This window comes from Paraburkholderia sp. TE9906, from assembly GCF_056279605.1.
The window spans coordinates 51,848-72,953 of sequence record NZ_JBWCCT010000014.1 but is presented as its reverse complement, the minus strand read 5'-3'; the positions used below and the strand labels follow the sequence as shown (position 1 = coordinate 72,953).

Below are 21,106 nucleotides of genomic sequence, written 5' to 3'. Positions count from 1 at the left end.
TAGCTCGATATCGCGGCAAGTTCTTTGGAGACTTCAAAGTTTACGATGGCGTAGTTCCGGAATTTGGCAGCTAAGTCGACCATTTCGCCAGCGTACTCCGGCCCTTCGATTGCGCGAGCGTCTCGACAAACGCTACGACTTCGTCGGCGCTACCCGAGTGGCCGGCCAACCTAGCGCGCTCTGCGACAAAAAGAGTTCAGACGCTCAGTTAGACGAGTTGTTTGAAGAGCGCACGCGGCAGCAGCGGGTACGTCGAGAGAGCGGCTTATCCTGCTCGCGAAACTCTTGCGGAACCGGTCGCGAATTCGTGCATTGTCATTCCAACTGGGCTGAAGCAACGGCAGTTGCCGTCACACTCGATATAGCGCGCGTGGGTCGGCCTGAAGAGCCTTGCTATTGGACTCATCCTGATCGCTCACTCTGCATCGCGGAGTGAGCGAAGCATAAGGTGGCAACCCATCCGGAGCGAAGCGCCGTCGTTAGCGAGACGTTGAATATCCCCACAGCTAGAGCGGAAAACTGCAAGCAGACGTCAGAACCTAGGCTCGCCACGGAAACCAGCAGCAACAAGAAAATGCGCAACCACTGGCCGCGCATTAAGAAGTGACGAAATGTCCTCAGCAGGCGATTCCCTGTCGGAAGACAGGTACGACGTGAACCGGCTTCTCGCCCATCTGCTAAGAAACGCGAATCAAGCGGCAGAGGGTTGAACAGAGTATCCAAGGGCGGTCAGTCGCTTAACGAGCCGCTGGATTGTCTGGCCTGCGTCACGTTGGCTGAAGTAAGCGGCGCCGAGGTCGGCATATTCGACACCATCGCGCAACATGTGCCAGGCAGAGGTGAGGATGGACGCGGCAACGGCGAGGATAGCCTTTTTGGCACCCCGCCGGGCCTTGATGCGCAGGAAACGCGCGTGCAGGTAGCTATGAGTGACGCGGACGGCCACCCAGGCAGCCGTCACCAGGGCAGTTTTTAGCCATGGCGCGCCTTTGCGCACTCGCGTGCTGCGCCGCTTGCCGGCACTTTCGTCATTGCGTGGACACATCCCGGCCCATGACACCAGGTGACCGGCATCGATGAAACGTGTCATGTCCGTACCAATCTCCGCAAGGATTACCTGGGCAGTCAGCTCGCTCACGCCGGGAATTGTGGTCAGCAGGCTGACGTGCTGCCGGATCGGGGCGAGGGCTTCTCCCACCGCAACGTCCAGGTCTGCCCGGGTGCGTTCCAGCGCCGCGATCAGATCCAGATGCAATCTGAGCAGGGTGCGGTGATGCGCGGTGACATGTCCGCGAAGCGCTTCGCGCAACTCCGAAGTTTTTTTGCGGGCGCTTCCCTGGGCGAGTGCCGCGAGGTGCTCTGGATCATCTTCGCCTGCCACAAGGGCCGCCAGAATTGCCCGTCCGCTACAACCAAGTACATTTGACAGCACGCTAGCGAGCTTGAGGTTGGCGTCCTCGAGTATCTTCTGGATTCGCAGGCTGTGCTGGGAGATTTCCCGTACGAGCTGCTTGCGGGTCCGGGTCAGGTCACGCAGCTCCTGCGTCGCAGTCGGAGGCACAAAACTGGACCGGATCAGGCCGTGCGCGACGAGGTCTGCGATCCAAGTCGCGTCGTTCACGTCGGTCTTGCGCCCGGGCACATTGCGGATGTGCTGGGCGTTGGCCAGCACCAGCTCGAAGTGGTCCTCAAGAACATGCCACACCGGCTTCCAGTACACGCCCGTTGCCTCCATCGCAACGTGCGTACAGGAATGCCCGGCGAGCCAGTCGGACAGCGCAAGCAGTCCAGTGGTGGTACTGGCAAAGCTGCGTACTTCATGATGTTTCGGCGCCGAGACGCATCGCACGCAGGCCACGATGATGTCTTTGTGCACGTCGAGTCCTGCGCAACGGGGATAGAGAATCTGCATAGGGCCTCCTGCCGGATGAATGGCAGCGGCAGCAACCCTCGTATTCGAAATCTGCTAAACGTGCTTCACGGCAACTACCGGCCAGTGATCACAATTTGGGGTACGCGTCGGGTTGCGGGTCCAACTGATAAACGGGCTCAGGGCACCATGATGATGCCGACCTCGGTCACCGCTGCCCTGCCTATCCTACGCCCCCTCTACCCCGCGCCCGTTTCATCATTCGGGGTCGGGCAAGCGCCCGATAAACAACTGATAACGTCGACGCACGGCTTAAAGCGCTCAGTAAACATCCTTGCCCGCAGGAGTTTTCAAACCGCCCTGAAATCTCCGGCTAACTGCCGCCGCTTTATTGCGCGAGCTTTGCAAAGCGCCGCAATCTCTGTTTGGACACTTCCGACTGAGTTCCCACCCGAATGGCAAAAGCCGCGATACGAGAACAAATTCGCACTTTGCGATCATGGCTAGCTTTTTCTACTGGCAGCTTGCCTCGCCGCGGGCCGCACTAAAGGCCAACCACCCCTGAAAATTGTGCGTCGCACAACGAAAATTCGTGTTGCCGCAGACTTTGTTGTCTCTGAATGGCCCTTTTCCGCTTCCCGCAGACTTTGTTGTCTGCCGATAAGTCGCGAAAAAGAAGTTTGACAAACTATCTTTAGATATATATCTTAAGACACATCTTAAGACATTCACGGGAGTGCCCAGAATGCGACATCCGCATCGATTTTCCCGTCCGAGCAAGGCGGACGAAGGTTTTCGCGCAGGCCAGGAACATGCGACCTTCCATGAGCTCTGGCATGCGTTCATCCGCGATCAGGCGCAGCGTGGCGAGCGCCACGAGTTCTACGGCGACGAATCTGGCCGGCGTGGTGAGCGTGGCCCACGTGGTGAACATGGTGAACGCGAGCTTCACGGCCACGCCGCTGATCACCACGGCCGCCGCGAATTCCACGCCGACTCACGCAACCACGGCCCGCACGGTCGCCACCGTTTCTCGCCGCAAGCGCTGCTGTGGCACGCCATCGGCCGTCATCACGACCCGCGCGGCGGTGGCCGTGGCGGGCGCTTCGGCGGTGGCCCGGGCGGCTTCGGCGGCGATGGCGACGGTTTTCCGCGCAGCCGCAAATTCAGTTCGGACGACCTGCAACTGCTGTTGCTGTCGATGATCGACGCGCAGCCGAGTCACGGCTACGAATTGATCAAGGCGCTCGAAACGCGCTCGAACGGCTTCTACAGTCCGAGCCCCGGCATGGTCTATCCGGCGCTCACGTATCTGGAAGAACTCGGCTACGTCACCGTGCAACTCGAAGGCAACCGCAAGCGTTACGAACTGGCGGACATGGGCCGCGAATATCTGGCCGCCAATCGTGAGCGCGTCGAATTGATGCTGGCGAAACTGACTCACATCGCCCGCAAGATGGATTCGGTGCGCCGCGCCTTTGCCGGCGAAGAGCCGGCCGACATCAGCGAAGGCGGCTGGCTGCCCGAGCTGAACGAAGCCCGCCGCACGCTGAAGCATGCCCTGCTGCGCCGAGACAACGCACCGGCCGCCGAGCAGCGCCGGATCGCCGCGATCCTGATGCGCGCGGCAAGAGACATCGAGGCAGCCAGCGAAGGCGCCGGCATTGACAGCAGCGGCGGCGAACCCGCCGGCTGAAATCACGCGGTCTGCTGCTTGCGTGTCCGCACGCCAGCAGCGCCCCTGCGCGACCGCCCCCGCGCGATTCGAACCCAACAGGAGCACCACCCTCATGCTGAGCAATGACAATCGACCCGACCTGGCCGTGCATCGAGTGCGCCATCCGCTGAAGTTCCGTCTGCTGCAGGTCAAGCAGGTGCGCGCGCTGACCCCGCACCTGATTCGCGTGACCTTCACGGGCGACGATCTGCACGACTTCGTTTCCGCTTCGTTCGACGACCACATCAAGGTGTTCTTCCCCGAGCCCGGCGCGGACAAACCGACGCTGCCGGAAGCCGGTCCCGACGGTCCGGTGTTTCCCGCAGGCCAGCGCCCGACCGCGCGCGATTTCACCCCGCGCCGCTTCGATCGCGAAGCGCGTGAGCTCGACATCGAATTCGCGATGCACGAGGCCGGCCCCGCCGCGAACTGGGCGGCGCAGGCCAAAGTCGGCCAGTATCTCGGCATCGGCGGCCCGCGCGGCTCGCTTGTGATTCCCACCGCGTTCGACTGGCATCTGCTGGTCGGCGACGATACCGCCCTGCCCGCAATCGCTCGCCGCCTCGAAGAACTGCCGGCCGGTACGCGCGCCGCCGCGGTGATCGAAGTGGCCGATCCGTCGGCGCAGATCGAGTTCACGACACAGGCCGAACTGCATCTGGTCTGGTGTTATCGCAGCGAAGCGGGCGAACGCGGCGCGGCGCTGTTGCAGGCAGTCCGCGATGTCTATCTGCCGGAAGACGGCGAAGGCTACGTGTGGGCCGCCGGCGAATCCGCGACAATGCGTGCGGTGCGTCAGCATCTGTGCTCGGAACGCGGTGTCGACAAGTCGCGTATTCGCGCGGCTAGCTACTGGAAACAGGGCGCGCAAGCAGTCCACGAATCGCTCGACGATTGAACGTATGCGCTCGCCGGACACCGCGTTCGCACGGGCATCGGCGAGCGCGATGAGCGAGCGATGTGGGCTCCCGCAGACGCTGCGCGTCGAACAACAATAAGGAATCGACCGAAGTACGCAATCAGCAGCCACGTCGGTAACCCGACGGGGCAATCTGCAAAACCTTGTGGATCGGCTCGTCCCCAAAGGTGCAGCGGTGCTGATCGATGAAGGCCTTCACGATTTGAAACGGCGGTCTCCCTCGCAGCCACGCTGCGCGCCTGAACGCTTCGCTTCACGCGGATGGCGACGGCTACCGCGTCGGCGCGGATTTTCCGATCCCGCAGGCGATGCTTGACCGGATGACAGAAATCGCGACGTCAGGGCGTTATATCGACCGCGTCGTTGTTGCAGACGGCCACCGGTTCCTGTTTGAAAGCCGGGTTTGCGTGACAGATACGCTGCTATACCCGACTTCGATTGCGGCGCCGGTTTAACCCGATTGCGAAGGATCGAAGTACGTCATCGACGCGTCGTTCGAAATCGGGCATCACTGCGTGATTGGCATCTGGTCGCTTCGCGGCGGTTCGTAACGGTGAGGGCGTGCGTTCGGCGCCCCACCGGAAAAAATCAGTGCATTCTGCGAGCCCGTGTTGCACGGGCTCGCGAATACTCCACGCCTGCCCTTCTCACGTCCAGCGCACGTTAGCGGGTTTAGAAAAAATGGTTCATACCGAACGAGACACCTGTCTGTTTGCCATGCCCGGACGGGTTCAGCGTTAGATTAGTCACGTAGCCACCGGTGAAATGCGTGTAGTCGATATCGGCGTAAAGCTCGGTGCTTTTCGACAGCACATAGTTGATGCCCAGAATGGCGACACCCTTTCTTCCATCCACGCCGGCCGTCGTGTTCTTGTCGTCGTAATAAGCGCCCGTGACGTTGAAGACCGACGTTGCATGATAGCGGAAGCCACCCCACAGATATTGATTGCGCGTCTCGCCGTGCACCGTGGAAGGAACCGCTTGTGTTGCGAGCGAATAGCCGCCCATCAGATCAACGGGACCGAGCGTCACGGCACCGCCCGCGGTGTATTGATTGTTGGCGAAATACGCACTCGATGTGGCCGAAAATGGGTTCGAGCGATGCGTATAGCCTGCGCCGAACCTGAACAGTTTGGTGTGGTAATTCACACCGCCCGCGAGCATGGTGCCGCTCGCGAGACTGCCTGCTACACCGCCCGGTGCATAGACCGCGCGCGCCGTCCACGGGCCGAAGTCGCCGTGGTAGTGGATCGCGTTGTCGTCGCGGCCATTAGTGCCGCCCGAAATCGCTGCCGCTTCGGTAATGCCCAGATAATGCAGGTCGAATGGTTCGAAGTCCTTGATCAGCCGGTGCTGGAGCGTGAACTGATGGCCAATGTTGACCTGGCCGAACGGTCCGCCTATCCCAACCGTCGACGTACGCTGAAACAGCTGGTTGGTCGTGCTGCTGTTGGCGCCGGTCGAGAGAATGTAGCCCGCTTCCAGATTGAAGCGGACGTAGTAACCACCGCCCAGGTCTTCGATGCCGAGGAAACCCCAGCGATTCGATTTGTAGACGCCGTTCGATGCCATCGTCAGCGCCGCACCGCCTGCCTTCGTGCCGTTCACGAGATTGCGCAGACCGCCGTCCAGCGAGCCATACAGTGTCACGCTGCTTTGCGCGTGAGCGGCGCCGCCTGAGAGCCCCAACAAGGTCATTGCGGCCAGCGAGCGCCTCAGACCGATCCTGCGCGCACCGCTACCTGCTCCTCCAATTTCAAACATATCTCCTCCATTGACATCGTTAAATTCGTGGGGCGGGGGCTGTGCGGTGCGCTGCACTTCCCATGCCGTTAACCGTGGATTGCACGAAGGTCGAGTTCGAACTGCGTGCGACGACCTGTCATTGCGCTGTCTGAACTCGCGTGCCCGCGGCGCTCCCGTGGCGTCGAATCAGCGGGTCTCGTGCGTCGTCGGCGCCGGCGTTCGATCAGAATTGCGTGCGCAAACCGCCGCCGATCGTGGTGCCGCTCGACATCCTGCTCGCGCGATCCGACAGCACCGCCGCATAGACGTCGGTGCGCCTCGACAGCGGATAGTCATACGAGAGCGCCCAGCTGTTGCGATAAACCGAGCTATGGCCGCTACTCTTCGAATACGCGTCCGAGCCGAGAATCCTGCCGACGCCCACCGGAATCGAGAAGCCGATCTGGCCGGTATCGATGCCGACGTCGCCATTCGAGATCGAATCCCAGATGTGCTGGTATTGGCCGTACAACTTCACAAAGTTCAAGTCGTACGACACGCCGAGGTTCACCACCGACTGCGTCGTCAGTCCCGGCAGCACGGTGCCGAGGTCGCCGGCATTCAGGCTGTATTTGATCTGCTGATACACAACGGACGTCGCGAAACCGCCGTTGTTGTACGAGACCTGGCCGGTCCACTTGTTCTGGCCGAGATGGCCCGGATCGTTGCCGAACGAGTACATTGCGCGGCCGACGAAGCCGTTGAACGACGGCGACGCGTAGTACACGGCGTTCCACCATTCGCCCGCATTGCCGAATACGCCCTGGCCGTTCACGCCGACGTAGCTGTGCAGCACGATCGGCGAGAACACGAATGAGTTCCAGAAGGGGTTGAATGTAATTGTCGAGAACCACAGCAGCGGCGGAATCAGACCGGCGGTCGCCGTACCGTACCGGCCGCTCACCCCAACATACGCGTTACGCGAGAACAGGCCGTCGTGCGGAAAACCGGTGCGGCCCATCGAGCCGTTCTGGATATTGAAATAGCCTTCGAGGTCGAAAATGACCTTCGTGCCGCCACCGATATCCTCTGTTCCCCGTAGGCCAAAGTACGGTGCCGTCATGCCGCCGTTGCCCGCGATCACACTCGACTGACCGTTCATCGGCTTCTTGTAGCCGACGAACGCATCGAGAAGCCCGTAGAGCTGCACGCTCGATTGCGCGTGCGCGCCCTCAGCGAACAGAACTGCGCCAAGAACGAGCGCTTTCATCCCCAAATTTATTTTCATCTATGTCTCCTGCCTTTCCAAACCCTGGATTCGCCGCTGCGAAGGGGGTCGCCTTCACACGTCGGCATGCCGAAATTCGCTCCAAATGCCCGCAATATTTATTGATATGTAGTGCAAACTATTAAATGTGTGTTGCAGAACTTCTCTCGATACCTGCGCACGATCTTCAGAAATAACAGTGCGTAAGGATCCGGACGGGCAGCCCGCCCGGACATGTTTTGCGACCTTGCCTAAGCCTGGTTCCGGGCGCGGGAAGGCGCGGTCGACGACGGGCTCGGCTGTTGCTTCGAGCAAAGCAGCGAGTGCAGTGCGACGAGCGTGAGACCGCCGGAAATCACCGGCTGTTGAAACACGAGCTGGAGCATCAACGGCATCGCATGGAGGACTTCGGGTGAAATGAAGAGACCGCCGAGGCCAACGAGAAACGCGAGCCCCGACGCGATCAGTCGCCGATCGTCCCACTCGACGTGCGCGAGAATGTGTACGCCGTGCATGAAGACGATGCCGAACAGCAGCGTCGCGGCGGCCGAGATCACCGGAATCGGCACGACGACGAGCAGCATGTCGAACTTCACGCAGCCGCCGAGTACGATCAGGAGGATGCCCGCAGCGAGCGTCACGAAGCGCGACCCGACACGCGTCGCGCGCAGGATGCCAATGTTGTCCGGATACGCGATCGTGCTGAAGCCACCCCACACTGCCGCGACGACCGAGCCGAGCGCGACGCCGAACAGCCCTTCGGACATGCGGCCCGGACTCAGCGTCTCTTCGCCCCAATCGGCGACAGTCTGATAGAGGGCCATCGATCCCATGCCCGCCGGAATCAGCACGAGCAGGAACACCGCAACGAGATCGGGGCGCACGCCGAAGCCGAACGGAAAGATTCGCGGCTCGACGACGAGCGGCGCGGCGGCCACCGCCGCGAACGAAACCGGCTCGAACAGCGTGTAGGCCAAAGTGCCGAGCGCGAGGCCGAGCAGGATCGCCACGCGCCGCAACCGGCGGCCGCCCCACAGCATCGCGAACACGATACCGGCTACTGCGGCCGCGCCGGAAAGCAGGTTCACAACCGGAAAGCCGGGGCTTTTTGGGCTGCCGATCCAGGTCGGCAGCGCAACGCTGGCGATCTGCACCACGATCAGCATGACGATCATCCCGGAGATGACAGGCAGGCGCAAATGCCGCGCGAACATGCCCGCCACGCTGCGTCCGCGGATCGGTACCGTGAGGAGGCACCAGATCAGCGAGGCGGCGAAGAATGACCCGAATGCCGTACCGAGGCCGCCCGACTGCAAATGACCGACCGTCAGGAGCGCACCGAAACTGCCTGCGTAGGGACCCTGCGCGATCGGCAGGCGCAACAGCAGCACCGATTGCAGAATCGTGATGATTCCGCACGCCATGAAGGTCATCCCGTACAGGTACGCGATCTGGGGATCGGACAAATGAAATGCGCGGCCGAGAAGTCCCGGGAACACAAACATGCCCGTCATTCCAAAGACGTTCTGCAGCGCAAGCACGGCCAGTTGCGAGAGGGGCAACCGCTCGTTGATTCCGACGTCGAAGACGCGCGCCGGCGGATTCTCGGCGATGGCCTTCTGGATTGAAGCGCCGGGTTTCGGCATGTCTGTACTCAAGGTGTGTTCCATTAGAGCAAAAACGAAATCCTGTCTGGCGACGCGGACGGCAGCCGTGGCGCTCCCTTTCCCTTCAAGCGCCATCGCACGAAGGGAACCCTTGTATCCCCGGCGCGAACGACTCGCCCGCCCAGTTATCTTCAGTGATCCTTAGTTGTCGAGCGGAACGCCCTTTGTCTCGGGACCGAACCAGATCGACACCATGCCAACGATGAAGAGCAGCGATACCGCCGCCGATGCCGCTGGAAACGAACCGAACTTCGCGACCACCGCATTGCCGGCGATCGGACCAATACTCGTCAGCGCACGGGCCATGTTCCAGCAGAAGCCCTGCCCTGTCGCACGCACGCGGGTCGGAAAGAGCTCAGGTAAATATGCGGCAAACGTGCCGAAGGCGCCAATGACGAAGTAACCGTAGATCGGCATCAGCCACAGCACTCGACCGATGTCATGCACCGTGGTGAACAGCACTAGCGACACCACGAGCGACCCTGCCGAAAAGATGAAGTAAGACATCCGGCGGCCGAGCGCGTCGAGCATCCAGATCAGCGTCAGGTAGCCGAGCGTCGCGCCGATCATCATGAGAATGAATGCGTAGCTGACCGTCCCGCTGACGTCGCGATGATCGGCGGCCACAACCGACAGCTGATGAATCCAGCTCGGCAGGAACGTGAGCCCACCCCAGCAGCCAAGCATGGCGGCCGACGAGACGATCACGCCGATGATCGTCTTGCGGCGTAGTCCGGGCGCGAAGATGGCGGTGAAGGTTTGCATCGCCGATTCGGCCAAGACGCTGTCGCGCACTTGCACCCAGCGTTGGGGCTCAGGCACGAAGCGGCGCACGAGAATCGTGACGAGCGCGGGCGCGGCGCCCACGCCGAGTACGACGCGCCAGCCGAAGCGGCCGAGCAGCAGGTTGTCGAGGGCCGCCGCTAGAAAGCCAAACGCAAACGCCATCTGCATGATCTGCATGGCGCGGGCGCGTTGCCGGCCGGGCCACGATTCGGCGACGAGCGCGGCCCCTGCCGCCCATTCGCCGCCGATGCCGAAACCGGCCAGCGCCTGCGCGATAGCAAGCTGGGTCCAGGTCCTCGAGAATGCGCTCAGCAGCGTGAAGGCCGCGTAGATGACGATGGTCCAGCCCATGATGCGCGAGCGGCCAAAGCGGTCGGCGGCCACGCCGAACAGCACGCCGCCGATGCCCCACGTGAGCAGCTTGCCCGAAATGATATAGCTGCCGATCTTGCTGATTTCGGTCGCGTCAGTGCTGTGCAGCAGCTGGCCGACGCTCGGCACGAGCACGAGCGTGAAGAGATTCAGGTCCATCGAGTCGAACATCCAGCCGAGGAACGCCGAAATCAGCGCCAGCCACTGATAGCGCGACAACCTGACTCCCTGCGATTCGGCCGAAGCCACCGACGCCGCCTTGGCGCCCTGTGTTATGCCCATCGTTCCTGTCTCCTGATCTTCTGCGCAAAGGCAAGCGACTTGCCTGACACGGATCGTATGCCCGATTCATCATTCGGCGCAGTATAGCGTAATGCAATTAGATTGCAATACAGATTATTGTATTACGGTCTAACGACACCTCAGGGGGTGAATGAGATCCATCGCGTGAGGGTGTTGAGGGGAAGATCAGAAGAAACGGGGATTTCACCGCCCGCAATGAGGCGGAATCCGGGGCCGAACCGCCCGCTGGGAAAGCGCTGAAGACGCGGATGAGCAGGAAAAGAGCGCGTCGGGTTGTATGTAAGCCGTTGGTCGGACCGGACCGGCCCGATCCGCAAGCCGAGAAGCCGACACGACACGCCGCGCCGCGAAGATCTCACCCTCTGCCTGACATGTCGGGCACGAAGGAAATCGGCAGACGCGGCGTTTGTCGACTTAGCTGGCCGGTACGGCGAGCACCTCGACAGCAAGCCGTTCAGCTTGCTCGACATGGCGCTTGCACGCCGCTGCGGCCGCGTCGGCGTCGTTGCGCATGACGGCGTCGACGATCGTTGCGATTTCGTCATAGCTTTGCGGGAGGCGCCCTTCCTGCGAGAGCGTCGTCGCGCGCAGCATCATGACGCGCGTATGGACGAGACGCAGCATCTCCGTGAGTACCGGGTTGCCGGCGCCCTCGAGTATCACGTCATAGAACCGCGCCTTCTGTTTCAGGAAGAGCATGGTGACCTCCTCGCCCCGCATGTCCCGAATCGACGCGAGTTCGTTCAACGCCTGCTTCAGCGCGACACGCTGATCGTCCGTCGCCCGCTCGGTGAACTGCCTGCCCGCCAGCGCCTCAAGTACCCCACGCACTTCATAGAGACCTCTTGCCTCTTCTCCTGTCATCACGGAGACGATCGGACCTTTGTGCGGGATGATCTGCACAAGCCCCTCGGCCACCAGTTGGCTCAGCGCCTCACGAACCAGTGTGCGGCTCACCCCAAGCATTTCGCACAACTCGCGCTCGATCAACCGGTCGCCCGGTTTGAAGGTCAAGTCGCTAATACATGCGCGCAAACCGTCGATCACTTGCTGACGCAGCGTTGCCACCGGCCGCACTACCAATCTGTTGGTGTTCATTCCATCCCTTTGTCATATCAATGAGTGGGAGCTACGCCCAATACCGTAATACAATCATATTGACATTCTGCAGCGAAGCTCCGATACTGCCTACCATTATACAATCCTACAACCGTTGGACAAACCAGAGGATACTCATGGAAGACATCACGCTGTCGGAGCGCCGTGCCATCGGCGCAAAGATCCGCAAGGAAGTGCTGGGCGGGAGCCACACGCAGAGCAATGCCAACCCCCACCTGTTCGACACGGTGTTCCTCGAATACACGGAGGACGTTTGCTGGGGCAACGTCTGGAACCGCGCGGGCCTCACGCGCGCGACGCGCAGCATGCTGAATCTCGCGATGCTGGCGTCGCTCGGCCGCTGGCACGAGTTCGAAGTGCATACGCGCGGCGCGCTGAACAATGGCGTGACGGAAGAAGAAATTGCCGAAGTGGTGCTGCAGGCCGGCGTGTATGCAGGCATTCCGGTCGCGGCCGAAGGGCTGCGTCGCGCGAAGGCTGTCGTGCTCGACCAGAAAGCAAAAGCCGCTGCTGCCTGAAGGCGGCGTGCGCGTCGTGAAGGCGCCGCGCAATTCGTCATCTCATCCCAGACGCGCATGCCTGGTGGTCCAGTGGGGCGCAGGCGTTTCGCGCCGTGGGTTGCCGACCTGGTAGCCGATGGCGCGGAGCATCTGTCGCCCCCGCGCGTTACCCGTATAGCTCATGTCTCATTCAACTTTCTGTGAAATCCCAGCTGGCCGCATCGCCTACTCCCGTCGCGGGACGGGCCGGCCGCTGGTACTGCTTCACCCGATCGGCGTCGACCGAAGCTGGTGGGACGAATACGTCGAGCACTGGGCCGCGTCGCATGACGTCGTCGCGATCGATATCCGCGGCCACGGGGACTCCAGCAGCGTTCTCGCCCCCATTACGCTCGCCGATCATGCGGCCGACGTCGCCGCGGTGCTGCGTCAGGAACGCCTGACGGGTGCCACCCTGATCGGCGTCTCGATGGGCGGCATGATTGCGCAGCGTGTTGCGATCCAGTTCCCCGAGCTCGTTGGCGCGCTGATTCTCTGCGCAACGGCCGGCGGATTCCCCGACGAAGTGCGCCCGCGCATTCTCGCGCGCGGCGACATGAGCCGGCGCGGTTCGATGTCCGAAGTGATCGACGACACCATCACGCGCTGGTTCGCCGCAAACACGCCGCGTCCCGACCTTCTCCAGAAGTGTCGCGCGCGGCTCGCAGCGGACGACTGGTATAGCTGGAGTGCAAACTGGCAGGCGATCTCGCAGCTCGACAATCTCGCCGATCTGCCGGCCGTCTCGGCGCCGGCGCTCGTCGTCGCGGGCGATGCCGATGCGAGCATTGCGCCGGCGGTATCGCAGAAGATCGCCGAGGCGCTGCCGAACAGCCGTTTCGTCGTGATTCCAGGCGCGGCGCACTTTGGAGCGTTTGACATGCGCGACGTCTTCGCCACGGTGTTCGACGATTTTCTGTCGATCCTCGCGCCATGAAATGAAACCCGGGCCGCCCGCGCGTTGGGACAGTTTCGCGCGCCGCGTGGCTCAGTAGCGACTAGATAAGTGGAGCGGCGCCCGCACGGGCCGATCGCCCCAAGGAGGCAGTATGGCAATCACAATCCGTTCGTCTTTCACCGTCGATGCACCGCCCTCGGACGTCTGGAAGACCATGATCGACATCGAGCGGTCCGCACCGTGTTTTCCGGGCGCGGAACTCAAGGAACAGCAGCCCGACGGCAGCTACAAGGGCGGCTTCACCGTCAAGCTGGGCCCGCTCACGCTGAAGTTCGCGGGCAAATTCAAGATTGCTGAACAGAACGACGCCGAGCGCACGGTCGTCGTGTCCGCGAGCGGCACCGACACCAAAGGCCGTGGCGGCGCCGATGCGCAGATCAACGCAGTGGTGACCGACGCGGGCGGTGGCAAGACCACGGTCGACGTCGTTTCGGACGTGAACCTGTCGGGCACGGTCGCGCAGTACGGACGCGGTGCCGGGATGATCGAGGCGCTCTCGCAGCAAATGCTGAACCAGTTCGCAAAGAATTTGGCTGCACTCATGGAGGCGGACGCGGCACACGCCGCCCAAGCCGCTCCGGCCGCCGAGCCGAACCTCGCTAGTGAGCAGGGCGCGTCGAACACGGCCGCTGAACCAGATGCGCCGACGCCGGCCACCGAAGCGCGCCGCCCGCCGCCCGCGGCGGCACCGGTTGCGCCGCTCGACGCCGGCGCACTCGTGCGCAAGGCGATGTGGCAGTCGATCCGGAACTTCTTCGCGCGCCTCTTCGGGGTCAAGCAGCATCACTGACGAAGCCATCGCCGCACTATCGGAGCACGCATGAAACCCAGTGAATTCCAGTACCACGCGCCGACCACCGTCGACGAAGCCGCGCAGTTGCTCGGCACGCTCGAGGATGCGCGAGTGCTCGCCGGCGGCCAGTCGCTGATGCCGATGATGAACTTCCGGTATCTGATGACAAGTCACCTGATCGACCTGAACGGCGTCGAGGCGCTCACCCGCATCGAAGAGCGCAACGGCCGCCTTCACATCGGCGCAATGGCGCGGCAACGCGACATCGAACTGTCGCCGCTCGTCACGAAACGTGCGCCGCTGATCCGCGAGGCGTACCAGCTCGTGAGCCACAAGCAGATCCGCAACCGCGGCACGCTTGGCGGCAGCCTGTGCCAGCTCGATCCGTCGTCGGAGCAGCCGTGCTTCACCGCCGCGCTCGACGGCGTGCTGACGATCGCTCGCTACGAAGACGGCGCAGTCGCGACCCGCGAGCTGCCGATGTCCGAGTGGGCGCTGATGTATATGACACCCGCGCTCGAAGAAGGCGACCTGCTCGCCGGCATCTCGCTCGACATCTGGCCCGAAGGCCATGGCTACGCATTCGAAGAGTTCGCACGGCGCCATGGCGATTACGCGATCGTCGGCGTCGCGGCACTCTGCACCGCCGATGCGCAAGGGCACCTCGACCGCATTTCGCTGACGATCTGCGGCGTGGCCCCCGGCCCCGTGCGGATGCACGACGTCGAGACCGCCCTGCGCGGCCGCCCGATGGACGACAGCGCGCTGCGCATCGCGAGCGACGCCGCGCGCGCGCTCGACGTGATGACCGACGCGCACGTGAGTACGGACTACCGCCAGCATCTCGCCGGCGTCCTGACCGAAAGAGCGCTGAAGACAGCGTTCTCGCGCGTCGCAAGACAATCCTAGAGTGACAAAGGAGATAGACATGGAGACTCATACCGTCAGAGTCGTCGTCAACGGCACCGCTTATGAGCGCGAGGTCGAATCGCGTCGCATGCTCGGTGACTTCCTGCGTCACGACCTCGATCTCACCGGCACGCACTACGGTTGCGAGCACGGCGTATGCGGTGCCTGCACCGTCTTGATCGAAGGCCGCACCGCGCGCGCCTGCCTGACGCTCGCCGCCCAGGTGAACGGCCGCTCGCTGACCACCGTCGAAGGGCTTGCCCACGCGGATGGCACGCTCAACGAGTTGCAAAAGGCCTTTACCGAAACGCACGCGCTGCAATGCGGCTTCTGTACGCCCGGCATGCTGATGACGCTGACCGAACTGTTGAACGAAACGGATTCGCCGACCGAAGCCGAGATCCGCGAAGCGATCACGGGCAATCTGTGCCGCTGCACGGGCTACCAGCCGATCGTGGCCGCGGCCCTGCTCGCCGCGCAACGCATCCGCGATCAGCGTGCCGCCGCCCCGGCCGCGCACGCCACGGAGTAACACGATGGAAATTTCCGATCTGAAAGCTACCCCCACCGACCAGCGCTACATCGGCAAGCGCGTCACGCGCACCGAGGACAAGAAGCTGCTGCAAGGCCAGGGTTCCTACGTGGACGACCTGCACTTGCCGAACATGCTGCAGGCCGCGGTGCTGCGCAGCCCGCACGCGCACGCGAAGATCATCTCGATCGACTGCACGGCCGCCCGCGAACTCAAGGGCGTGCACGCCGTCTACACGCACGCGGACCTGAGCGGTCGCGCACGCGGCCGCGCGCCGTCGATGCTGCCGAACCCGGCGATCCGCTTCGAGCGCACCCAGGAACTGCTCGTCTCTACGGAAGTCACGTTCGCGGGCGAAGCGGTGGCGTTCGTCGTCGCGGACAACCGCTATATCGCGGAAGACGCGTGCGGTCTGATCGAGATCGAGTACGAGACGCTGCCCGCCGTCGCCGACTGTCGAGACGGCCTGCGTCCCGAGTCGCCCCTTTGCCACACCGACGCGAAAGACAACGTCGTCGCGCACATCGAAATGGGTTTCGGCGACATCGACGCAGCCTTCAACGAAGCGCCGCACATCGTCGAGGAAACGTACTGGCAGAACCGCGGCTCCGCACATCCGATGGAGACGCGCGGTTATCTCGCCGAATATCATTCCACCAACGGCGAGTTGACCGTCTGGTCGTCGGGTCAGGCGCCACACCACGAGAAAAAGAATCTCGTCGAGCTACTCGAGTGGGATGCCGAGAAGCTGCGTGTGCTGATGAACGACGTCGGCGGCGGCTTCGGTCCGAAACTGCCGTTCTATCCGGAAGAGGCGCTTGTCTCGATCGCGGCGATCGCGCTCAAGCGTCCCGTCAAATGGATCGAGGACCGGCGCGAGCACTTCCTCGCGGTCACGCAGGAGCGCGACCAGTGGTGGACCGTGCGGATGGCGCTCGGAAACGACGGCAAAATCCGCGGCGTCAAGCTGGAGATGGTGCACGACAACGGCGCGTTCCTGCCGTGGGGCATCATCACGCCGTACATCTCGATCACGACGACACCCGGCCCGTATGTGATCCCCGCGATGGGCGCAAAGCTCGACGTCGTCTACACGAACAAGTGCGCAACCTCGCCGGTGCGCGGCGCAGGCCGTCCTCAGGCAGTGTTCGCCATGGAGCGGATTCTCGACAAGGCCGCGCGCGCACTCGGCATGGACCGCGCGGAGTTACGCTGGCGCAATCTGATCCAGCCGGAGCAGATGCCGTATGACGCGGGTTTCATCTACCGCGACGGCAGCCCGCTGCGCTATGACAGCGGCGATTATCCGGCCTGCCAGAAAGCAGCGCTCGAACGCGCGAACTACGCGAGCTTCGCCACACGCAAGGCTGACGCGCGCCGTGAGGGCCGCTTCGTCGGCATCGGCATGGCGAGCTTCGTCGAAGGCACCGGCATGGGCCCGTTCGAGGGCGCGACGGTGCGCGTGCAGGCGAACGGCCGTATCGCCGTGATCACCGGTGCATCGCCGCAAGGCCAGGGCCACAAGACGACCTTCGCGCAGATTTGCGCCGAACAGCTGAACGTACCGCTCGAAACGATCGACGTCATTACCGGCGACACGGGCGGCATCTCGATGGGTGTCGGCACGTTCGCGAGCCGCGTCACGGTCAATGCCGGCAACTCGGTCTATATCGCCGCCCAGGCCGTGGGCGAGAAGATGCTCACGCTCGCCGCCCACCTGTGGAAGTGCGAACCCGCCGAGCTTCTGCTCGTCGAGGGTCATGTGGCGCGCCGCTCGGGCATCGAACACCGCATGAGCTACGGCCAGCTCGCGAAGATCTCGCAGGGCATGCCGGGCTTCACGATGCCCAAGGGCCTCACCGCCGGCCTCGAGGAGACGAAATACTTCTCCCCCGCGCAGTCGACGTATTGCAACGGCACAGCCGTCGTGGAACTCGAAGTCGATCGCGAGACCGGCCACATCACGATTCTCAATTATGTGATGGCGCACGACTCGGGCAAGCTCATCAATCCAATGATCGTCGACGGCCAGGTGATCGGCTCGGTGGCGCACGGCATCGGCAACGCGACGCTCGAATGGATGCAGTACGACGAGAACGCGCAGCCGACCACGACGAACTTCGGCGAATACCTGCTGCCGATGGCGACCGACGTGCCGAACATCGACATCGTGCACCTCGAAACGCCCTCGCCGCTGAATCCGCTCGGCGTCAAGGGCGCGGGCGAAGGCGGCACGATTCCGGCAGCGGCGGCAATCGTCGGGGCGATCGAGGACGCGCTCTCGGAATACGGCGTCGAATTCACCGAAGCGCCGCTCGTACCGCAGCGGGTTTTCCAGAAACTCAAGGAGGCCGGCGCCTACGCGCGCTGACCTGCGCGGGCGCTCGCTCGTCGCGGGCGCTCATCCCCTGTTTTCATTGTTTGGACCTCTTCTCCATGACGACCGAATTCATCGCAGCGCTCCACGATTCCGAATACCGGATCACCCTTAGCCAGCCGGACCTGGGCAACACGCTGACGCTCGACGCAATGCGCGCGCTCGCCGCCGAGATCCGCAAGGCCGGCCGCGACAGCGCCGTGAAGATCATCCGCATCCGCGCGTCCGGTCCCGCGTTCTGCCGCGGCCGCGCGGTCAGCGCGCCGCCGGCCACGCCGCCGACGTCCGCGCAGTTCCGCCGCAACGTGGCCGATCCGATTCTCGACGTCTACCGCGCGATGCACGAAAGCGAAGTGCCGCTGCTCGCCGAAGTGCAAGGCGATGCGGAAGGATTTGGCTGTGCGCTCGTCACCGCGTGCGACATGGCCGTCGCCTCGGACAGCGCGCGCTTCAGCTTGCCCGAACTGCAGAAAAACCTGCCGCCGACGCTCGTGCTGTCCGTGCTGCGCCACAAGGTGCCGCCGAAGGCGTCCGCGCACATGGTCTACCTGACCGAGACCATCGACGCGGCGAATGCGCGCGAGTGGGGCATCGTCGCCGAAGTCGTGGCGGGCGCGAGCCTGAGCGAGCGAGCGGACGCGATGGTCGCCTCGATCTGCACGCGTGACCGGATCGCCATCGCGACGCTGAAGACGTACTTCCGCGAGATCACGATTCCCGACTTCTCGCTCGCGAGCGAAGTGGCGGGGGCGTCGCTCGCCAACGCAATGACGTCGATGCGCCGCTGATACACCACCGACGTGTCGTCGCATTGCACGCGCGCGGCACGTGTGAGACGGATCGAACACGCAACACTGCGCCCGCTTCGGGCAGCACTTCAAGCAATAAGGACGCCGCGCAACGCGGCGCTTCACGGGACATCTAGCCATGGCTGATCAAGACACCACTTCCACGTCTTCCGCGCAAGCCGGGTACGCGGACCTGCACGAACACATCGCGCGCCTCGAAGCGGCGGGCTTGCTGTACCGGATCGACGAGCCGGTCAATAAGGACACCGAGATGCATCCGCTCGTGCGCTGGCAGTTCCGCGGCGGCATTCCGGAAGCCGATCGCAAGGCATTCCTCTTCACGAATATCGTCGATAGCAAGGGCCGCAAGTACGACATTCCGGTCATCGTCGGCGGCATCGCCGCGAATCCGGAGATCTACCGGATCGGCATGAACGTGCCGTCGCTCGACGACATCGGCGACGCGTGGAACCGTGCGATCGACAATCCGGTGCCCCCTGTCGTCGTTGAAAGCGGCCCCGTGCATGACATCGTGATCGAAGGTAAGGACCTCGAAGGTCCGGGCAACGGCCTCGAATCGCTGCCGCTGCCGATCTCGACGCCGGGCTTCGATGCCGCGCCGTACATGACGATGACCGGTGTGATCTCGCGCGATCCGGAAACCGGCGTGCAGAACATGGGCACCTATCGCGGCCACCTGAAGTCGGCCACGCGGCTCGGCATGATGATGCTCGTGAACCTGCGCGCGGGCGGCCTCGACCATTGGCGCAAGTACGCGGCGAAGGGCGAGAAGATGCCGGTCGCCATCGTGCTCGGCGCGCCGCCGCTCGTCGCGTTCCAGGGCCCGCAGAAACTGCGCCCGAACGTCGATGAACTGAGTGTCGCCGGCGGCCTCGCCGGTGCGCCGATCCGCGTCGTCAAGGGCCGCACCGTCGATCTGCTGGTGCCGGCCGAGGCGGAGGTCGTCGTCGAGGGTTACGTCGATCCGCAGTATCTCGAACCGGAAGGTCCGTTCGGCGAAAGCCACGGTTACGTCGCGCTCGAAGACTACAACCTCTCCATCGAAGTCACGGCAATCACGCGCCGCAAGGACGCAGTACTGACATCGATCATCTCGCAGGTCACGCCGTCCGAATCGAGCGTCATCAAACGTCTCGCCTACGAGCCCATGTTCCTGCGCCACTTGCGCGACCATCTGGGCATTCGCGGCATCCGCAAGGTGTCGCTGCACGAGCCGCTCACGAATTTGCGGCGCTTCGTATTCCTGCAGTTCGAGCGCGGCGCGAAACGCACCGAGGTTTGGCGCGCGCTGTACGGCACGATGTCGCTGCAGGCCGCGATCGGCAAGTTCGTGATCGCGATCGACGACGACATCGATCCCGACAACGCGGACGCCGTGTTCTGGGCGATGGGCTATCGCTGCAATCCGGTCGAGGATGTGAAGCTGATTCCGTACCGCGAGCCGGGCCACGGTCCGCGCTCGGACCACGCAACCGGCCTCGATTCGGCCATGCTGATCGACGCGACGATGAAAACGCCCATGCCGCCGCTCGCGCTGCCGAAGAAGGAATACATGGAGAACGCGAAGGTGCTGTGGGAACGTCTCGGCCTGCCGAAGCTGAAGCCGGAGTCGCCGTGGTACGGCTACTCGCTCGGCGACTGGACCGAGGAATGGGATCGCAACGCCGAGCAGGCGACGCGCGGCGAATGGATGCAGCGCGACGCGTCCTACCAGACGCGCCGCCGCAGCGGCGTCGAACCGAATTCGCCGGTACGCGGCGTCGAGGGCGATCGTGGCGATGAATAACGGTACTCCGGAGCGGATCATCGTCGGCATCACCGGCGCATCCGGCGTGATCTACGGGATTCGCGCGCTCGAACTTCTCGCCGAGGCGGGCGTCGAGACGCATCTCGTGATCAGCAAGGCCGCCGAGTTGACGATGACCTACGAAACCGACGTCCGCGCCGCCGACCTGCGCGCGCGCGCGTCGCACTGGTATTCGCCCGGCGACATCGGCGCGGCCATTTCCTCGGGCTCGTTCAAGACGAAGGGCATGCTGATCGTGCCGTGCTCGGTGCGCTCGATGAGCGAGATCGCCACCGGCATCACGAGCTCGCTGGTCAGCCGTGCCGCCGACGTCGTGTTGAAGGAGCGCCGGCGTCTCGTGCTCGGTGTGCGCGAGACGCCGTTGCACGGCGGACACCTGCGCACGCTCGTGCAGCTCTCGGACATGGGCGCGGTCATCGCGCCGATCGTCCCGGCGTTCTACTCGAAACCGCAAACGATCGACGACATCGTCAATCACACGGTCGGCCGCATGCTCGATCTGTTCGACATCGATACCGGCGTGGTCAAGCGCTGGAAAGAGCAGCCATAAGCCTGGTCATGCGGCAGTAACGCAGACGCCGCCCCGCTTTCATCAACATCACAGGACCGCCGCGCCGCGTGCGTCGGCGGGCCGCCC

17 protein-coding genes and 1 other annotated feature are annotated in these 21,106 nt (G+C 63.3%); of the genes, 11 read left to right on the top strand and 6 right to left on the bottom strand.

Going from position 1 to position 21,106, the window contains the following annotated elements:
- Positions 1–691: 691 nt before the first annotated feature.
- The gene (locus tag ACZ9H4_RS29300; protein ID WP_201108821.1) at positions 692–1,912 is read right to left on the bottom strand and encodes an IS110 family RNA-guided transposase; all 1,221 of its coding nucleotides are present in this window, start codon (positions 1,910–1,912) and stop codon (positions 692–694) included.
- Between the two features lie 703 nt (positions 1,913–2,615).
- Between ACZ9H4_RS29300 and ACZ9H4_RS29295 the strand changes: the two genes are divergently transcribed.
- Positions 2,616–3,566 carry a PadR family transcriptional regulator gene (locus ACZ9H4_RS29295; RefSeq protein ID WP_476122136.1) on the top strand — a complete coding sequence of 317 codons (951 nt, stop codon included), beginning with the start codon at positions 2,616–2,618 and terminating at the stop codon, positions 3,564–3,566.
- 94 nt (positions 3,567–3,660) lie between these two features.
- Complete coding sequence (locus ACZ9H4_RS29290) at positions 3,661–4,485, top strand: siderophore-interacting protein (RefSeq protein ID WP_476122134.1); 825 nt, start codon at positions 3,661–3,663, stop codon at positions 4,483–4,485.
- A gap of 145 nt (positions 4,486–4,630) precedes the next feature.
- Positions 4,631–4,754, bottom strand: a sequence feature (AL1L pseudoknot).
- A gap of 424 nt (positions 4,755–5,178) precedes the next feature.
- Here ACZ9H4_RS29290 and ACZ9H4_RS29285 read toward each other — a convergent pair.
- The 5 genes from ACZ9H4_RS29285 to ACZ9H4_RS29265 all read right to left on the bottom strand — a co-directional run bounded on the left by ACZ9H4_RS29285 (position 5,179) and on the right by ACZ9H4_RS29265 (position 11,724).
- Positions 5,179–6,270, bottom strand: a complete 1,092-nt coding sequence (locus tag ACZ9H4_RS29285) for a porin (RefSeq protein WP_476122132.1) — start codon at positions 6,268–6,270, stop codon at positions 5,179–5,181.
- A gap of 205 nt (positions 6,271–6,475) precedes the next feature.
- Positions 6,476–7,519 (bottom strand): porin, encoded by a 1,044-nt coding sequence (locus ACZ9H4_RS29280; protein WP_408138638.1) that lies wholly within the window; start codon positions 7,517–7,519, stop codon positions 6,476–6,478.
- A gap of 230 nt (positions 7,520–7,749) precedes the next feature.
- The gene (locus ACZ9H4_RS29275; RefSeq protein ID WP_408156873.1) at positions 7,750–9,156 is read right to left on the bottom strand and encodes a uracil-xanthine permease family protein; all 1,407 of its coding nucleotides are present in this window, start codon (positions 9,154–9,156) and stop codon (positions 7,750–7,752) included.
- A 150-nt stretch (positions 9,157–9,306) separates the two neighbouring features.
- Positions 9,307–10,605, bottom strand: coding sequence for an MFS transporter (locus ACZ9H4_RS29270; protein ID WP_408138642.1), 1,299 nt, complete (start codon positions 10,603–10,605; stop codon positions 9,307–9,309).
- Between the two features lie 435 nt (positions 10,606–11,040).
- Positions 11,041–11,724 carry a GntR family transcriptional regulator gene (locus ACZ9H4_RS29265; RefSeq protein WP_408138643.1) on the bottom strand — a complete coding sequence of 228 codons (684 nt, stop codon included), beginning with the start codon at positions 11,722–11,724 and terminating at the stop codon, positions 11,041–11,043.
- A gap of 137 nt (positions 11,725–11,861) precedes the next feature.
- Between ACZ9H4_RS29265 and ACZ9H4_RS29260 the strand changes: the two genes are divergently transcribed.
- The 9 genes from ACZ9H4_RS29260 to ACZ9H4_RS29220 all read left to right on the top strand — a co-directional run bounded on the left by ACZ9H4_RS29260 (position 11,862) and on the right by ACZ9H4_RS29220 (position 21,019).
- Positions 11,862–12,263: a carboxymuconolactone decarboxylase family protein gene (locus tag ACZ9H4_RS29260; RefSeq protein ID WP_408138645.1), complete on the top strand. Its 402-nt coding sequence runs from the start codon at positions 11,862–11,864 to the stop codon at positions 12,261–12,263.
- A gap of 163 nt (positions 12,264–12,426) precedes the next feature.
- Positions 12,427–13,221 carry an alpha/beta fold hydrolase gene (locus tag ACZ9H4_RS29255; protein WP_476122128.1) on the top strand — a complete coding sequence of 265 codons (795 nt, stop codon included), beginning with the start codon at positions 12,427–12,429 and terminating at the stop codon, positions 13,219–13,221.
- Between the two features lie 112 nt (positions 13,222–13,333).
- Complete coding sequence (locus tag ACZ9H4_RS29250; RefSeq protein ID WP_408156879.1) at positions 13,334–14,032, top strand: SRPBCC family protein; 699 nt, start codon at positions 13,334–13,336, stop codon at positions 14,030–14,032.
- 30 nt (positions 14,033–14,062) lie between these two features.
- Complete coding sequence (locus ACZ9H4_RS29245) at positions 14,063–14,944, top strand: FAD binding domain-containing protein (RefSeq protein WP_408138650.1); 882 nt, start codon at positions 14,063–14,065, stop codon at positions 14,942–14,944.
- Positions 14,945–14,963: 19 nt separating this feature from the next.
- Positions 14,964–15,476, top strand: coding sequence for a (2Fe-2S)-binding protein (locus tag ACZ9H4_RS29240; protein ID WP_408138652.1), 513 nt, complete (start codon positions 14,964–14,966; stop codon positions 15,474–15,476).
- Positions 15,477–15,480: 4 nt separating this feature from the next.
- Positions 15,481–17,847 carry a xanthine dehydrogenase family protein molybdopterin-binding subunit gene (locus ACZ9H4_RS29235; protein WP_476122126.1) on the top strand — a complete coding sequence of 789 codons (2,367 nt, stop codon included), beginning with the start codon at positions 15,481–15,483 and terminating at the stop codon, positions 17,845–17,847.
- 65 nt (positions 17,848–17,912) lie between these two features.
- A complete protein-coding gene (locus ACZ9H4_RS29230) occupies positions 17,913–18,641 on the top strand; it encodes an enoyl-CoA hydratase/isomerase family protein (RefSeq protein WP_408138654.1) in 729 nt (242 codons plus the stop codon).
- A 139-nt stretch (positions 18,642–18,780) separates the two neighbouring features.
- Positions 18,781–20,448 (top strand): UbiD family decarboxylase, encoded by a 1,668-nt coding sequence (locus tag ACZ9H4_RS29225; protein WP_408156885.1) that lies wholly within the window; start codon positions 18,781–18,783, stop codon positions 20,446–20,448.
- Positions 20,435–21,019: a UbiX family flavin prenyltransferase gene (locus tag ACZ9H4_RS29220; protein WP_408138658.1), complete on the top strand. Its 585-nt coding sequence runs from the start codon at positions 20,435–20,437 to the stop codon at positions 21,017–21,019. Before ACZ9H4_RS29225 ends, ACZ9H4_RS29220 begins: the two co-directional genes overlap by 14 nt.
- The last annotated feature ends 87 nt before the right edge of the window (positions 21,020–21,106 follow it).

Coding starts and splice junctions, on each gene's coding strand:
- ACZ9H4_RS29295 (WP_476122136.1), top strand. CDS start 2,616: ATGCGACATCCGCATCGATTTTCCCGTCCGAGCAAGGCGGACGAAGGT.
- ACZ9H4_RS29265 (WP_408138643.1), bottom strand. CDS start 11,724: ATGAACACCAACAGATTGGTAGTGCGGCCGGTGGCAACGCTGCGTCAG.
- ACZ9H4_RS29240 (WP_408138652.1), top strand. CDS start 14,964: ATGGAGACTCATACCGTCAGAGTCGTCGTCAACGGCACCGCTTATGAG.
- ACZ9H4_RS29280 (WP_408138638.1), bottom strand. CDS start 7,519: ATGAAAATAAATTTGGGGATGAAAGCGCTCGTTCTTGGCGCAGTTCTG.
- ACZ9H4_RS29250 (WP_408156879.1), top strand. CDS start 13,334: ATGGCAATCACAATCCGTTCGTCTTTCACCGTCGATGCACCGCCCTCG.
- ACZ9H4_RS29260 (WP_408138645.1), top strand. CDS start 11,862: ATGGAAGACATCACGCTGTCGGAGCGCCGTGCCATCGGCGCAAAGATC.
- ACZ9H4_RS29290 (WP_476122134.1), top strand. CDS start 3,661: ATGCTGAGCAATGACAATCGACCCGACCTGGCCGTGCATCGAGTGCGC.
- ACZ9H4_RS29235 (WP_476122126.1), top strand. CDS start 15,481: ATGGAAATTTCCGATCTGAAAGCTACCCCCACCGACCAGCGCTACATC.
- ACZ9H4_RS29245 (WP_408138650.1), top strand. CDS start 14,063: ATGAAACCCAGTGAATTCCAGTACCACGCGCCGACCACCGTCGACGAA.
- ACZ9H4_RS29285 (WP_476122132.1), bottom strand. CDS start 6,270: ATGTTTGAAATTGGAGGAGCAGGTAGCGGTGCGCGCAGGATCGGTCTG.
- ACZ9H4_RS29300 (WP_201108821.1), bottom strand. CDS start 1,912: ATGCAGATTCTCTATCCCCGTTGCGCAGGACTCGACGTGCACAAAGAC.
- ACZ9H4_RS29270 (WP_408138642.1), bottom strand. CDS start 10,605: ATGGGCATAACACAGGGCGCCAAGGCGGCGTCGGTGGCTTCGGCCGAA.
- ACZ9H4_RS29225 (WP_408156885.1), top strand. CDS start 18,781: ATGGCTGATCAAGACACCACTTCCACGTCTTCCGCGCAAGCCGGGTAC.
- ACZ9H4_RS29230 (WP_408138654.1), top strand. CDS start 17,913: ATGACGACCGAATTCATCGCAGCGCTCCACGATTCCGAATACCGGATC.
- ACZ9H4_RS29255 (WP_476122128.1), top strand. CDS start 12,427: ATGTCTCATTCAACTTTCTGTGAAATCCCAGCTGGCCGCATCGCCTAC.